Annotated in this window: 12 protein-coding genes; 7 read left to right on the top strand and 5 right to left on the bottom strand. The window is 38.2% G+C overall.

Annotation, left to right across the window (positions count from 1 at the left end; translation table 11 throughout):
- The first annotated feature begins 16 nt into the window (after window positions 1-16).
- The 4 genes from EFY79_RS07935 (at window position 17) to EFY79_RS07950 (ending at window position 3,344) form a co-directional block, all read left to right on the top strand.
- Complete coding sequence (locus tag EFY79_RS07935) at window positions 17-508, top strand: NAD(P)-binding domain-containing protein (RefSeq protein WP_158605178.1); 492 nt, start codon at window positions 17-19, stop codon at window positions 506-508.
- Window positions 509-592: 84 nt separating this feature from the next.
- On the top strand, window positions 593-1,243 hold the full coding sequence (locus EFY79_RS07940; RefSeq protein WP_199727490.1) for an NAD(P)-dependent oxidoreductase: 651 nt from the start codon (window positions 593-595) through the stop codon (window positions 1,241-1,243).
- Window positions 1,244-1,485: 242 nt separating this feature from the next.
- Entirely contained in the window at window positions 1,486-2,187 is a 702-nt protein-coding gene (locus EFY79_RS07945) for a DsbA family oxidoreductase (protein WP_123120162.1), read from the top strand.
- A 122-nt stretch (window positions 2,188-2,309) separates the two neighbouring features.
- Window positions 2,310-3,344: an LLM class flavin-dependent oxidoreductase gene (locus EFY79_RS07950; RefSeq protein WP_123120163.1), complete on the top strand. Its 1,035-nt coding sequence runs from the start codon at window positions 2,310-2,312 to the stop codon at window positions 3,342-3,344.
- Between the two features lie 33 nt (window positions 3,345-3,377).
- Here EFY79_RS07950 and EFY79_RS07955 read toward each other — a convergent pair whose 3' ends face one another.
- Both EFY79_RS07955 and EFY79_RS07960 read right to left on the bottom strand, forming a co-directional pair.
- The gene (locus EFY79_RS07955; protein ID WP_123120164.1) at window positions 3,378-3,833 is read right to left on the bottom strand and encodes an Hsp20/alpha crystallin family protein; all 456 of its coding nucleotides are present in this window, start codon (window positions 3,831-3,833) and stop codon (window positions 3,378-3,380) included.
- A gap of 177 nt (window positions 3,834-4,010) precedes the next feature.
- Complete coding sequence (locus tag EFY79_RS07960) at window positions 4,011-5,279, bottom strand: DUF2130 domain-containing protein (RefSeq protein ID WP_123120165.1); 1,269 nt, start codon at window positions 5,277-5,279, stop codon at window positions 4,011-4,013.
- 144 nt (window positions 5,280-5,423) lie between these two features.
- On the opposite strand from EFY79_RS07960, the gene EFY79_RS07965 reads away from it, so the two are divergent.
- Complete coding sequence (locus EFY79_RS07965) at window positions 5,424-6,626, top strand: pyridoxal phosphate-dependent aminotransferase (RefSeq protein ID WP_123120166.1); 1,203 nt, start codon at window positions 5,424-5,426, stop codon at window positions 6,624-6,626.
- A gap of 33 nt (window positions 6,627-6,659) precedes the next feature.
- Here EFY79_RS07965 and EFY79_RS07970 read toward each other — a convergent pair whose 3' ends face one another.
- A complete protein-coding gene (locus EFY79_RS07970; RefSeq protein ID WP_123120167.1) occupies window positions 6,660-7,070 on the bottom strand; it encodes a hypothetical protein in 411 nt (136 codons plus the stop codon).
- A gap of 120 nt (window positions 7,071-7,190) precedes the next feature.
- Window positions 7,191-8,999 carry an aspartate--tRNA ligase gene (gene aspS, locus EFY79_RS07975; protein ID WP_123120168.1) on the bottom strand — a complete coding sequence of 603 codons (1,809 nt, stop codon included), beginning with the start codon at window positions 8,997-8,999 and terminating at the stop codon, window positions 7,191-7,193.
- A gap of 259 nt (window positions 9,000-9,258) precedes the next feature.
- Here aspS and EFY79_RS07980 point away from each other — a divergent pair, with 259 nt between their 5' ends.
- A complete protein-coding gene (locus tag EFY79_RS07980; RefSeq protein WP_123120169.1) occupies window positions 9,259-13,020 on the top strand; it encodes a DUF3857 domain-containing protein in 3,762 nt (1,253 codons plus the stop codon).
- Window positions 13,021-13,126: 106 nt separating this feature from the next.
- Here the strand turns inward: EFY79_RS07980 and EFY79_RS07985 are convergent, their stop codons facing one another.
- Window positions 13,127-14,227: an Mrp/NBP35 family ATP-binding protein gene (locus EFY79_RS07985; protein WP_123120170.1), complete on the bottom strand. Its 1,101-nt coding sequence runs from the start codon at window positions 14,225-14,227 to the stop codon at window positions 13,127-13,129.
- Between the two features lie 116 nt (window positions 14,228-14,343).
- Here EFY79_RS07985 and EFY79_RS07990 point away from each other — a divergent pair, with 116 nt between their 5' ends.
- Window positions 14,344-14,982, top strand: coding sequence for a carboxypeptidase-like regulatory domain-containing protein (locus tag EFY79_RS07990; protein WP_123120171.1), 639 nt, complete (start codon window positions 14,344-14,346; stop codon window positions 14,980-14,982).
- The last annotated feature ends 101 nt before the right edge of the window (window positions 14,983-15,083 follow it).

Consider the following 15,083-nt stretch of genomic DNA (forward strand, 5'->3'; position numbering starts at 1 on the left):
ATCAAATAGTACAATCGTGAAGAAAACGATAGCAATTGTAGGCGCAACTGAAAAGAATGGAAAAGAAATCATAGCAAAGTTTGCATCCGCTCCTTACCGTTTGCTTTTAATTTCCAATGAAGCGAATGAGCTGGAGCATTTCGGCACAGATATAACAGCAAAGTATCCAGGCAGTGACATTGAAACCCTGGATTGTGTTAAAGATGGTTGTTGGGAAGCGGACATTATTATCCTTGCCGTTCCCCCGGAAAAAATAGTAGAGATCACAACAAAATTCAAAGAAGTTGCAACCCAAAAAATTGTTATAGAAATGTGGGGCAATGAAACCAACTCCGAAGAATTAAAAAAGATTTTACCCTATTCAAAATTGGTAAGCATTTCAGGTTTTTGTTCACCCAAAATCACCATTAGTGGCGAAGACAAAACAGTAAACGAAGAAATAAAGAAGATTTTTATTTTGGCCGGATTTTGCGTTAGCGATGCAGTTGATAATATTAAGAAATCTTAGCAATGCAAAATAGTTAACCGGAATAAAAGTAAAAATAAGCCGGAGATATTTAATGGTAACATATTAAACTTAAAAAGAAGAATTATGAAAATTGCACTAATAGGAGCTTCGGGATTTGTAGGTACTTCAATTCTGAATGAAGCATTAGAAAGAGGTCACGAAGTAAAATCCATTGTGCGCCACACTAATAAATTAAAGGAACAAAACAATTTAAAAATCGTGGAAGCAGATGTGATGAATACTGAACTTTTGGCCACTACTTTATCAGGAAGCGATATCGTGATAAGCGCTTATAATGCCGGATGGACGAATCCAAACCTTTATAAAGAATTTTTAAAAGGATCCGTTTCTATCCAGGAAGCTGTAAGCAAATCTGGTGTAAAAAGATTGATAGTAGTTGGTGGCGCCGGCAGCTTGTTTATTGCGCCGGGCGTACAATTAGTTGATACAACTGATTTTCCTGACACGTTTAGGGCTGGCGCTGCCGCGGCCCGCGATTATTTAAATATTCTCAAAAAGGAAAATGACCTTGAATGGACATTTATTAGCCCCGCAATAGAGATGAACCCTCTTTCTTTACATGAAAGAACCGGCACTTATCGTACAGGAAGAGACGCTCCCGTATTTGATGAAAATCATAGAAGCAAAATTTCGGTTGAAGATCTTGCTGTAGCAATTATCGATGAAGTAGAAAACCCAAGACATATTCGTGTACGCTTTACTGTTGCATACTGATTATCCGCTAAAGCAAAATAGTAGATCTTAAAAAATATTAATTTATTATATTAAAAATATAAGCGTGAAAATATTATTAATGGGCGCAAAGGAAAACTGTAACCGGTTATGTAGAAACAATTGAAAGCACTCTGGGCGGGAAATCCTTTTTTTAGAAGGTTCTAAACGTACAAGGAAATTTTAACACTTGTGAATTTGCGGTAAGTAAATAATAAAATTAATCCTCATAAAAAATTTAAATTATGGAAATAAAAATTTGGTCAGATATAAGATGCCCGTTTTGCTATATTGGAAAACGGAAGTTCGAAAAAGCGCTTAATCAATTTGCCCATAAAGAACAGGTGAAGGTGATATGGAAAAGCTTTGAGCTTGATCCTAACCTCACAACAAATACAAATGTAAACTCCACCGAACATCTTGCTAACGCAAAAGGTATTTCAAAAGCGGAGGCAGAAGGAATGGAGAAATATGTTGCAAATATTGCTAAGGAAATTGAGCTTCAATTTAATTCTGAAAAAATGATAGTGGCAAATTCTTTTAACGCGCATCGTTTAATTCAGTTTGCAAAATCAGTGGGCCGTGCTAATGATGCTGAGGAAGCATTGTTTAAAGCATTTTTTGTAGATGGAAAAAATATAGATGACATTCCGGCTTTGATTGAAACGGGCGTGGCTGCAGGGTTGGATAAGGAAAAGCTTCAGAATATTTACCAGTCTGAGGATTTCAAAAATGAAGTAAGAAGTGATGAAGGTGAAGCCGGAAACTTGGGAATCAATGGCGTACCATTTTTTGTGTTTAATGATAAGTATGCTGTTTCCGGCGCTCAGTCTCCCGAAACATTCCTGGAAGTACTGGAACAATCATGGAAAGAATTTGCTGAAGGAAAGCCAGAGTTTATCCTAACAGAAGGTCCTTCCTGTGAGCCCCGCGGAAATTGTAATTAAAAGAAGACACAGAACGTTAACAATATAACGGTAATGGATATACGAAATATTCGTTACGATGAGAAGCTTATTTTATAGTAAAGAAACAAAAAAATAAAATTTTTATTTTAAAACAAATTTTTATGGAGTTTGGCCTGATAACTTTTGCAGATATGCACCCGGAGTCATTGCCCGGTCGCGGTATCAATGCACATCAAAGAATAAAAGACTTAATGGAAGAAATAAAGCTTGCAGATGAACTGGGCCTTGATGTGTTTGGGATTGGCGAGCACCACCGGCCTGATTATGCCGTATCTTCTCCGCCAATCTTATTGGCTGCAGCTGCGATGGTTACAAAAAACATCAAGCTTTCCAGCGCGGTGACCGTCTTGAGTTCGGATGATCCGGTGAGGGTGTTTCAAAATTTTTCGGAAGTGGATTTATTATCAGGGGGCCGTGCGGAAATCATGGCCGGACGCGGATCATTTATTGAATCTTTTCCATTATTCGGTTATAATCTTGAAGACTATGATGAGCTTTTCACTGAAAAATTAGATTTGCTTTTGAACTTAAATCAATCAACAAAAATAACATGGAAGGGAAGGCATCGCCCTTCCATAGATAACCTTGGCGTGTATCCCCGCCCATATCAGTCTTCTATTCCTGTTTGGCTTGCGGCCGGCGGAACCCCGGCATCGGCAGTAAGAGCCGCTAAGCTGGGCCTGCCTTTGATGTTAGCGATTATTGGAGGACGCCCTGAGCAATTTGTTCCTTTTATAAACCTTTATAAGGAAACAGCGATAAAGGCAGGGAAAGAAATTTCTGAATTACAGTTTGGAGTTAATAATCATTTTTATGTTGCTGAAGATTCCCAGCGGGCGGCCGATGAATTTTACCCGTACTATGCAGAAATGATGAACCGGGTGGGCCGGGAACGCGGCTGGCCTCCGCTTTCACGGCAACAATATGATTATGCAAGATCGCGGCAGGGCGCGCTAATGACAGGAAGTGTGCAGGAAGTGGTTGATAAAATTTTATATGAGCATGAGCTCTTTGGAAATACCCGCTTTCTTGCACAGGCAAGTGTGGGCACTGTTCCTCATAAATTAGTCATGCATTCAATTGAATTGTTTGGCGACAAGGTGGTTCCGGCAGTTAAAAAAATAATAAAGGCATAAAAAAAACTGCCTTCGGGCAGTTTTTTTGTTCATTTATTGAATCTGAATTTGCTTTGGTGGCTTTACTTTAGCCTCTTCCTTTTTAGGAATTTCCAGGTGTAACAAACCATTTTCATATTTTGCCTGAATTTTATCAGCATCTACCACATCTTTCGGTAATGTGAAAGTCCGCTGAAAAGATTGGTAGCTGAATTCGCGGCGGGAATATTTTTCATCTTTATTATCTTCCTCGCTTTGTTCCGTTTTCTCTGAACTAAGCGTGAGCAAGTTACCATCTAACTGGATTTTGAAATCCTTTTTGTTCATTCCCGGTGCCGCAACCTCCACTACAAAATTGTCTTTGTTTTCTTTGACATTAACGCGGGGGACTGTGGTATGTGTGTCTGAAAAATTTTCGAGCCCCCAATTAGAAAACCCCGAATTAAAAAAGTCGTCAAACAGAAAAGGCCATTGGTTTGCCGGGGCTGCGTTTCTTTTGATAAGATTCATAATACCCTCCTTTTTTAATGGTTAATAATAAAATTGTTTACCCAATTTCCCCCAAGAAATATACCATCTTCATGTCATATTTGTAGTTCTGAACTTTTGTTCCGAAAAAGGAAAAAAATGACAGTCGGCAGGACAATTTTTCTGTTAATTTTTTTCTAACGCAAATGAATTTTTAATTTATTCTTCAAAAGAATTCTGCTCATCCAAAAGATTTAAATTTATGGATTCCAGGCCAGAAATACCATCAATAGATCCCTTTACATGTGCGGCATTCAGCAGTACTTTTTCCAATTGTTTTTCGCGTGCTTTCCATAGTTTTTCCATAGCCGATCTTTCATTTATGATGCTCATTTTCATAGCGGCAAATCCTTCGCGGATGGCTTTCCATTGTTCACTGAATTCATTGCTGGTCAGGTAATCATACAGAAGCTGCATTTTATCGCCTTTATTTTCATGGCTTTTTGAAGAATTATACACCCTGATAATACCATCCCGCAATACGTTTGCAAGGGCCTTCACTTCAGAAAAAGTACAAATCCAAACGCCATCTTTCAGACCAAAACATTCTAATTCTTTGGGCATAGTTTTCGTAACCAGTACCGCAATATCGGCCCTGGTGCTTCGCATATCTGCTTTTAATTTTTCTATCCAGTCCACACCAAAATCTTTGGTGCGCTTGCTTTCATAAATAATCTTACCGCATTCCTGGCCAAAATTATTTCTTACGGTTTGAATGCAATCTGCGCCCCTGATACCTTTGCCTACTTCAGAAACTATGTCAAAAGGAAAAGCATTTCCTAATATTTCTTCTAAAGCCAGTTCCTGCACTTCACCCTGCAATTGCATAGATACCTGGTCCTGCCTGCGTTTCATTTCCTCTACTAATTTCTTCTGATCATTTAATTGCTTTTCCAGTTCTTTATACCGCAAGGATTGCTCAGTTTCTTTAATTTCATTTTTTTCCTTTTCCTGTTTTCTAATTTGTTCGATAAGCAATTCTCTCTCGCGGGCTAATTTTTTTTCCAATTGAATTTCCATTTCTTCTGCCTGGGTTTTTAATTCCTTTTCTTTTTTCAGGAATTCCAATTCTTTTTGCCGGGCGCTTTTTAATTTCTCTTCATTATCGTTGTTTGCCTGCTGTAGAAGCTTTAACTGGTTTTCATAATCATTACTAATTGTTTTTCTTAATTTTTCCTGGAGGTCATTTTGCATTTTTATTTTTTCTTTTTCCATTCTTTCTGCAAACAGCTCATTTTCTTTTTCTTTCTTTTTTTCAAATTCTATTTGCTGTTGTTGCAGTTGCCTTTGTTGAGCGGCAAATTGTTCGCTAAGCCGCTTGCGATCCTGGAATAATTTATCCTGGTATTCTTTTTCCAACGCTTGTGCAATGGCTTCCTGTGGGGCAAATTTATGCTGACACTTAGGGCAGGTAATTAAAGTATCCATTGAAATTTTTTAGCGGTTAAGGTACAAGTAATTTTAATAAATTTCAGCGTTACAACTACCGGTGTGCGGCTGCACAAAGTTCAATTAAGAATAAATATGATCAAGAGCTAAAAAAACTTGTAATTACTCAACTATCTTTGTTGTATGCTTTCTATAAGTAACAGAGGCAATATAATGCCCGCTTCGCCCATTCGTAAATTGGTTCCTTTTGCAGAAGATGCAAAGAAAAGAGGAATCAAAATTTATCACATGAACATAGGCCAGCCTGATATTGAAACGCCGGCAAAAACGCTGGCGGCGGTGCGGAATTCGGATTTTGAAATCCTTGAATACAGCCACAGTGCTGGCATTGAAAGCTATAGAAAGAAACTGGTTAAATATTATAACCGGGCAGGCATCGGGCTGGATTATGAGGAAATCCTCATAACTACCGGCGGTAGTGAAGCTATTCTGTTTGCGATGATGAGTTGTCTTGATGCAGGCGATGAAATCATCATCCCTGAACCTTTTTATGCAAATTACAATGGATTTGCGGTTGAAGCAGGAGTTGAAATAATTCCAATCACCTCTCATATAAACAATGGGTTTGCTTTACCGCCTGTTGAAGAATTTGAAAAATTAATTACTTCTAAAACAAAGGGAATTTTAATTTGTAATCCTAATAATCCTACGGGCTATTTGTACAGCCGTGAAGAGCTGGAGGTGTTAAAAGATATTGTTATCAAACATGATCTTTATTTGTTTTCTGACGAAGCGTATCGCGAATTTTGTTATGAAGGCAATCATTTCAGCGCAATGCTGTTAAAAGGCGCTGAAGAAAATGTAATTCTTTTAGACACCATTAGTAAACGATATAGCGCATGCGGCGCAAGGATTGGCGCTCTCATCACTCGTAATAAATCACTGTTACAAACAGCTATCAAATTTGCACAGGCACGATTGAGCCCTCCTACTTTTGGACAAATTTTAGGTGAAGCGGCTGTGGATTTGCCTGAAGATTATTTTGAAAAATCCAAAGCCGAATACCGTTTAAGGCGTGATACCATTGTGAACAGGTTGAACCATATGCCCGGCGTTTTTTGTCCCAATCCTGGCGGTGCATTTTATGCGATGGCTTCCCTGCCAATTGACGACTCCGATAAATTTTGCCAATGGCTGCTTGAATCATTTGATTATAATGGAGAAACGCTGATGTTAGCGCCTGCTACCGGTTTTTACAATACACAGGGGTTGGGTAAAAATGAAATAAGACTTGCCTATGTTTTAAACAGAGACGCGATTAATAATGCGATGAATTGTCTTGAAAAAGCGCTTGAAGTTTATCCCGGAATCGTTAGCGACAAATAGTAAACAAACAAATAACCAATACTTTTATTTTACTTACCGCAGGCTTTGCTTAGCATCGGTGTTTTTGGTGATGTATCTGAAGGATATTAAAGAGAATCCAATAGACAAAAAAGTTCTGAACATCATAGCCTTTACTGTTTTCTCTTCATAAATGCCTCCTGAATAAATGTGAATTCCAAGGCCGATAAAAGCAACAATTAAAACTACCACTGCGGCGTTCATCAGCCTGGTTGTCCATCTTTTCCTTTTGAAAAATCCATAAGCGCCTGGGAGGTATAAAAAAGCGCAAATAAAATTAGCGACCACAACAAACAAAACATAATTGCCTTCTTTTTCCCTGATATCAAATAAGCCAAAAATAACGGACGTGCTCATAAAAAGCGTTATGATTCCGAAGAAGGCCACGATGCATCCTGTAATAAATAAAATAATTTTTGGTTTCATGGTTGCGATTCTTTTCCGGATTAAAACGATAGGCAGCTAAATGCATAATAGGTTTTAGAAAATATTCTCTAAAAAATTCAAATTTTTTCCCGAAAGAAATTTTCTGCGAAACCAGTTGCTTTATTTAAGATCTAACTTTATCTGCAACTCATCCAATTGCTTTTCATCAATAGTAGAGGGCGCGTCAATCATCACATCCCGGCCAGAATTATTTTTTGGAAAGGCAATAAAATCGCGGATGGATTCGCTGCCTCCTAAGATAGCGCAAAGCCTGTCGAAGCCAAATGCAATGCCCCCATGCGGCGGAGCGCCATATTCAAAAGCGCCCAACAAAAATCCGAATTTATGTTGCGCTTCTTCTTTGCTCATTCCTAAAGCGGCAAACATTTTTTCCTGTAAGTCTCTTTGAAAAATCCTGATAGAGCCACCGCCAATTTCATTGCCGTTCAAAACAATATCGTAAGCATTCGCCTTAATTTTTGCATAATGATGATCTAAATAATTTTCCGCATTTTCAATCAATGGATTGTTATTTATCATCACTTCTATATCTTCCGGCTTTGGCGATGTAAACGGGTGATGCCGGGCTACCCAGCGATTTCCTTCTTCATCATATTCAAATAATGGGAAATCAGTAACCCACAATAATTTAAATTCATCCGGCTTACGCAGTCCCAGTCTATCGGCCATATGTAAACGTAAATCGCTTATGGCTTTGCGGGTTCTTTCTTCTCTTCCGGCTAAAATCAAAATGAGATCGCCGGGACTTGATTTTGAATATTGGGCTAATGCCTTTAATTGTTCCGCATTAAAAAATTTGTCAAAACTGCTTTTTAGGGTTCCGTCGTTATTCACTTTTACAAAAGCCAATCCGCCCATTCCTATCTGCGGACGCTTAACCCATTCGGTAAGTTCATCTGTTTGTTTTCTCGAATAATCGCTACACCCCGGAACGCTAATGGCGACAACCGTTTCCGCATTATTAAAAACGGGAAAATCTGTTTGGTTCAATTCTTCAAACAAATTTTTCCCTTCTACTTTAAGGTTCGCAACTTTCATTTCAAAACGGATATCTGGTTTGTCGTTGCCATAATTCCACATGGCATCGTCCCAACTCATTCGTTCTACTTTTTCAGTGTAATCAATATTCTTAACTTCTTTAAAAATGTATTTTACAAGGCCTTCAAATGTTTGCAATATATCTTCCTGTTCTACAAAAGACATCTCGCAATCTATTTGCGTAAACTCCGGCTGCCTGTCGGCGCGCAAATCTTCATCCCGGAAGCATTTCACAATTTGATAATAACGGTCGTATCCGCTTACCATCAGCAATTGCTTAAATGTTTGCGGCGATTGAGGAAGCGCATAAAATTCTCCCGCATTCATCCGGCTTGGCACCACAAAATCTCTTGCGCCTTCAGGAGTAGATTTTATTAAAAAAGGAGTTTCAATATCTATAAATCCATTTTGATGCAAATACTCCCGCGTGGCTCTATTTACGGCATATCTCAATTCGATATTTTTTTTCACCGCATTTCTTCTTAAATCCAAAAAGCGATATTTCATGCGAAGGTCATCGCCGCCATCGGTATCATCCTGGATCGTAAATGGCGGAACTGCCGATTTATTCAGCACTTTAAATTCAGAAACTAAAACTTCAACATCGCCTGTAGGAATGTTTTTATTTTTATTGCTTCTTTCAGAGACGGTTCCTTTCGCCTGGATTACAAATTCTCTTCCCAAGGGATTTTTGTCCAATTGTTCAGTCAGTTTTTCATTAAAAAGAAGCTGCGTAATTCCATACCGGTCGCGAAGATCAATGAAAGTGATGCTGCCAAATTTTCTGATTGTTTGCACCCAACCGGCAAGCGTAACTTCTTTTTGACTATCACTTAATCTTAATTCGCCACATGTTTTTGTTCTGTACATCCTTAAATTATTGATTTAAAATTATTGGTTTGCAAATATAAGCCGGTTGACGAAAGTATAAATCCTGAAAAGAAGCCTTTACAGTAAAAGGATAAATAATCTCAATTTGTATTTCAGGCCTTTTTCATTCTTTGCATAATAAAATGGTGGAATTTTCGTTAGGAATTTTTGTAGCAAAAAAGGGCTTTAAAATTTTATTTTTTAAAATCTATTCTATTATTTTAGTCCTCTAAAAAATCAGTTACCAAAATTATCTTTCATGAAAAAATACCTTGTTGCCATCTTATTAGCGTGCGGTTCTTCAATTTTTGCTCAAACTAATCCTTATGTAACTGCCTGGAAATACTTAAATGAAAACAACAGGCCTGAAGCAGAAAAATTACTTCAAAAAGCTGTGGAAAGTTCATCGTATTATGACGATGCTTTCATTACTGACCTGTATATAAAAACCTATAACAGGAAAGAGGATGAAGTCAAAGAATTTGTGAGCTCATTTTATAAAAAATCCGCAAATCCTTATCCGTATGTTTTTGCATTATGGTCCAATAAAGCGTTAGCAGGTTCTGTAGGTAAAAAGACTTCCGAAAGCCAGGTAGAATTTTTGAATACAATTCTTTCAGACAAAAATGCACCGGGCACCTTAGTAGCTGCAGCCAATTACAATGAGAAAATGCATTATCTTTTTTCAGGTGAATTTCAAAAGTCTCAATCCTATTCCGAGGCGGTGGGAAATATTAAAAACTGGCAATTTGTTGGCCCGTTTGAAAATTTATCGCAGAGCGGATTTTATAAAGATTACGGGCCATTGGAACACCCGGAGCAAAGTGCAGTTTTCAAATCAATATCTAATGCTGATGTACAATGGTTTACGCCGCAAATTGAATCCAAAGACGGCTGGACGCCGATAGTTTACCAGTTTAATAAGGCTACGGCGATCGTGTATGCTCAAAGCTTTATTAACAGCGAAGCGGCGCAAACAGTATTTTGCAACATCGGATGTGCGGGCTCAGTGAAGGTTTGGGTGAATGATGAGTTGGTGATATCAGAATCAAAAGAAAGAAACACTGAATTAGATAATTATTCTGTAAAATATGATCTGAAAAAAGGCGGCAACCGCATATTGGTTCAGTTGGGATACAGCAATGCCTCTTATCCCAGCTTTTCGCTGCGGCTCACTGACGATCGTTACCGGCCGATAACCAACATTAGTAATTCTTCAAATTTTATTTCGTATCCAAAAAATACCGGTGGTGAAAAAAAATATGAATTGATACCGGGATTTGCGCAAAAATATTTTACTGATAAAATTGAAAAAGATAAAAATAATCTCCTTAATTATCTGCTTCTCGCCGATGTGTATTTGAGAAGCGAAAACCTTTTGGAAGCGCACAATACTTTGACTGACGCGCTGAAGATAGCGCCCGGCAATTGTCTCATCAGGATGAAGCTGGTGACCGTGTTGAAGCAGGAAAATAATAAAACTGCTTACCAGGAGGAGTTGGAAAAAATTAAAAAAGCAGATCCTGAAAGTGTAGATGTATACGATCTGAACCTTGAGGAATTGTATAAAAATGAAAAGTACCAGGAGTGCGAAAATGCGTTGCAAAAAAGAATACAAAAGTTTGGTGAAAATGAAGTGACGGACGCTTACGAATTAATGCTGTTGGCGCAGGATAAAAAATATGATGACCTGGTGAAGGTGGCCGAAAAGATGTATTCGAAATATCCCGGCAATGCCAAGTTGTTGCCGATGATGTATAATATAAAAAAGGAAGTGTATAAAGACAATAAGGGCGCATTGAAGGTGTATGATAATTTTATGAAGGATAATTACGACTATGATACTTACATTAAATATGCAGACCTTTTGATTGACCAGGGAATCACCAAAAAAGGCTTGGAAATAAAGGAAGATTTGGCAAAGCGTTTTTCCTTTGCTCCGGTTGGATTTTACAAATTATCTCAGTACTTTTTTTCGATTAAGCAATATGACAAAGCGGAAGATAATATCAAAAAGTCGCTGGTGTTATCGCCTTATAATGAAGATTACTGGCAGCAGCTTGGCGATATTAAAAGTGAAAAGAATAATGTTGCCGAAGCAATGGATGCGTATAATCAATCTTTGAAATACGACCCTAATCAATATGATATCATCAGCAAAATCAGGAAGCTGAACAATAAGCCGGAGATATATAAATTATTTCCGGAGGTAGATATTGATAAGGAAATCGCCAACGACAATCCTGATGAGGCGCAAAATAAAGATTATGGCTACTACTATATTCTTGACCAGCATGATGCCGTAATTTATCCTGATGGAGCAAATGAGCAATACTACACAACCATTTTAAAAATAACCAATGAGAAAGGCGTTGAAAGATATAAAGAGACTTCTATCGATTATAATAATGATCAATCATTGCTTATTGAAAAGGCTCAGATTATTAAGAAAAACCAGGCAAAGATTGATGGCGAACGAAATGATAACCAAATTGTATTTACCAACCTGGAGGCAGGTGATTATATTGTAATGAAATACCGGCTTCAAAGTTATGCCAGCGGCAGATTTGCGAAAGATTTTTGGGACAAACATTATTTCAATGGAAAAATTTATTGCCATGCCACGAAATATAATTTGCTGATTCCGGCGACGCAAAAATTCAAATACCTGCTTACCAATTCAAACATTCAGCCTACAGTTACCGATGTGGAAGATTTTAAAAAATACAGTTGGGAAATGATAAAGGCTACGCCTTTGAAAGATGAACCATTGATGCCGTTAGTGATTGATGAAGGCGCCATATTGCATGTATCCACTGTTAGTTCATGGAAGGATATTGCAGACTGGTACAGTGATATTTCAAATAATAAATCTGAAAAGGATTTTGAAATATTGGCGCTTTATAAAAAATTATTTCCTGGTAATAATAAGCCGATGTCGCAGTTTGAAAAGGCAAAAATTATTTATGATTATATCGAATCAAATATCAGGTACAGCTCGGTTTCGTTCAGGCAAAGCGCCTTCGTTCCGCAAAGGGCTTCTGCCACTTTGATTACGCGGCTGGGTGATTGTAAAGACCTTTCTAATTTGTTTGTAACGCTGGCAAGGATGGCAGGCATCAATGCACAAATGGTTTTGGTAGACACAAGGGATAACGGAGAAAAAGATATGATGCTGCCTTCGGTTGAATTTAATCATTGCATCGCAAAAGCAATCTTGGATAACAAACCCTATTTCATTGAGCTTACCGATAATTATTTGCCGTTCACAAGTTTGCCTAATGTTCTGAACGGAGCGCTGGCGCTGGAAATACCAGCAAAGCCAAATGCAGAAAAAAAGGAACTTATTCATTTGCATGCAGTCAACAGAAAAAAAGATATTATCAAAAGAATTATAGATATTAAACCGGAAGAAGAGGATCTGAAAATTTCTGTGAAGAGTATTTTGTATGGTTCATTTTCTGCTTCAACGCGCCAGGACTACAGGAACCTTGATAATGAAAAACAAATTCAGGAAATGGAGAAGGTGGTAGCAGGAAGATATAAAAACAATGTTTCGTTGGATAAAGTTCATTTTAACGGGCTTGACCAGCTTGATGATTCTATATCTTATGACTATAGTTATAAAGTAAAAAATGAAGTTGCTGAAATCGGAAGCCTGAATACTTTTAAAATTGTTTATCCGGATATTGTGGCCACGTTGGATAATTTTTCTGCTGATAAGAGAGACTTTCCGGTGGAATATTGGAATTATGAAACTGCAGATGCTTATGAAACAGTAGTGAACATTACAGCACCGGACGGAAAAAGTTTTGTGGAATTGCCAAAAGGAGAATCCGCTTCTTTCAAAGACATGAAATTTTCTATTTCCTATACTTTGAAAGCTCCGGATAAGCTAACCATTATCCGCAAGTTCTCCGATGCAAGAAGCCAGCAAATATCAAAAGAGGATTACCCGGCGTTTAAAGCCTTCTTTGAAAAAATAGTAAAGTCGGAACAGAAGTTCATTGCGTTTAAATAAGAATCATTAATAACAAAAAAAAGGAAGATGGCGGTCTTCCTTTTTTTTGTTTACTAAGGTGTAGTAAAAGCACAAATACTTTATAATTTTATTTTGCAATTCTCTATTATACTTTTTCGAGGATGCTGCTTACTTCTGTTTGCGGTAGCTGAGCATTGCGGATAGAAATAGCCCTGACTGCATTTTTGCCAAAATCGCTAAATGCTTTTTTGGAAATTTCATCGTCTCCAATCATTACCGGGATTCCCAAATCGCCGCCTTCGCGGATGGACTGCACAAGTGGAATTTCTCCAAGGAAAGTAATATCAAATTCTTCGGCAAGATTTTTACCACCTTCTTTTCCAAAAATATAATATTTATTTTCCGGCAGTTCCGCAGGCGTAAAATAACTCATGTTTTCAACGATACCGATTACAGGAACTTTTAGTCCGCGCTGGTTGAACATGGTGATTCCTTTTTTTGCATCGGCAAGCGCCACCAGTTGAGGTGTAGTCACTACAATGGCGCCCGTAACAGGCACCGTTTGAACAACGGTAAGATGGATATCGCCGGTACCTGGCGGCATGTCTATCACAAGATAATCGAGCTCGCCCCAATCCACATCGCTTACGAATTGTTTGATAGCGCTGCTCACCATTGGGCCGCGCCAAACCACAGCCTGCCTTTCATCCACCAACAAGCCAATGCTCATTACTTTAATTCCGTAGCGGTCTATCGGAACAATTTTCCCTTTGCCATTTACGTCTCTCATTTGAGGCCTTTCGCCACGAATGCCAAACATGATGTGCACACTCGGGCCGTAAATATCCGCATCCATCAGCCCTACTTTGGCGCCGCCGGCGGAAAGCGCCAGGGCAAGATTAGCGGCCACTGTGCTTTTTCCTACGCCTCCTTTTCCGCTCACAACAGCGATAATATTTTTTACATCTTTTAAAAGCTCTTTTTTATCAGTTCTGGAAGAAGAAGTGTTGCTGGCCCAGTTTATTTTAATTTCCGCGTTTTCATTTACCATTGAATGAATGGCTTTTTCACATCTCAATTGTATGATATCTTTTAAAGGACAGGCAGGTGTGGTGAGTATAACGGTAAAAGAAACTTTATTATCCTCAATATGGATATCTTTTACCATATTCAGTGTGATAAGATCCTTTTTAAAATCGGGTTCTTCAACGGTGGAAAGCGCCTTCACAATCTCATTTTCGGTCATGGTTCAATATTTTGTTAAAAACAATTAGTGGTTGCAAATTTAACCATTGATGGCCTTACTTTGTTTACTTAAAAAGGAACTTTCTGCAAAGAATTTCCGAAATTTACCCGAGAGGTATGAAAAAAGCTATACTATTTTTTAATTTGTTTTTGTTTGCTCTTTCGGGTTCAGTTCAAGCCCAATTTGAGACTTACAAAGATTCGGTAGTGCAGTTGTACGGAGTGGTGATGTCTGCCGATAGTTTGCAGGGATTGCCCGCCGTAAGTGTGGTGGTGCAAGGGCGCAACCAGGGAACCATTACGAATGACCAGGGTGTTTTTTCCATTGTGGTTTTAAAGGGCGATAAAATTGAATTTACAAGCGTTGGCTATAAGCCGAAGCTCGTGACCATACCAAAAAACCTGGAAGGAAATCAACAAAGCATAATTCAGCTAATGGTACAGGATACTGTTTATCTTGCAGCTACCATTATTAAAAAATACCCTACCAAAGAAGAATTTGCACGCGACTTTGCTAATATACAAATACCGGACGACCAGGAAGAAATAGCAAGGCAAAATATGTCGGAAGCCAACCGCACAGCTTTAATGAATGTGTACCCGATGAATGGCCGCGAGGCAAACAATTATTATTTTAAGCAAAACCAGAAAAAATTTTATTATAATGGTCAGTTGCCTCCGCAAAATATTTTCAATCCTTTTGCCTGGTCAGAATTTATTAAAGCATGGAAGCGGGGAGATTTTAAAAGCAAATAGGATTTTTACCTAAATAATAATTCGTCTTATTTCTTAGTTTACTGTAATGTATAATACGCTGGCCCGCACATCAATGATTTTTAGAGACAGCGTTGTGGTAA

Origin of the sequence: Hanamia caeni, assembly GCF_003721595.1 — a bacterium.
Lineage (GTDB): Bacteria > Bacteroidota > Bacteroidia > Chitinophagales > Chitinophagaceae > Ginsengibacter > Ginsengibacter caeni.

Coding starts and splice junctions, on each gene's coding strand:
- EFY79_RS07940 (WP_199727490.1), top strand. CDS start 593: ATGAAAATTGCACTAATAGGAGCTTCGGGATTTGTAGGTACTTCAATT.
- EFY79_RS07990 (WP_123120171.1), top strand. CDS start 14,344: ATGAAAAAAGCTATACTATTTTTTAATTTGTTTTTGTTTGCTCTTTCG.
- EFY79_RS07980 (WP_123120169.1), top strand. CDS start 9,259: ATGAAAAAATACCTTGTTGCCATCTTATTAGCGTGCGGTTCTTCAATT.
- EFY79_RS07970 (WP_123120167.1), bottom strand. CDS start 7,070: ATGAAACCAAAAATTATTTTATTTATTACAGGATGCATCGTGGCCTTC.
- EFY79_RS07955 (WP_123120164.1), bottom strand. CDS start 3,833: ATGAATCTTATCAAAAGAAACGCAGCCCCGGCAAACCAATGGCCTTTT.
- EFY79_RS07985 (WP_123120170.1), bottom strand. CDS start 14,227: ATGACCGAAAATGAGATTGTGAAGGCGCTTTCCACCGTTGAAGAACCC.
- EFY79_RS07945 (WP_123120162.1), top strand. CDS start 1,486: ATGGAAATAAAAATTTGGTCAGATATAAGATGCCCGTTTTGCTATATT.
- aspS (WP_123120168.1), bottom strand. CDS start 8,999: ATGTACAGAACAAAAACATGTGGCGAATTAAGATTAAGTGATAGTCAA.
- EFY79_RS07960 (WP_123120165.1), bottom strand. CDS start 5,279: ATGGATACTTTAATTACCTGCCCTAAGTGTCAGCATAAATTTGCCCCA.
- EFY79_RS07950 (WP_123120163.1), top strand. CDS start 2,310: ATGGAGTTTGGCCTGATAACTTTTGCAGATATGCACCCGGAGTCATTG.
- EFY79_RS07965 (WP_123120166.1), top strand. CDS start 5,424: ATGCTTTCTATAAGTAACAGAGGCAATATAATGCCCGCTTCGCCCATT.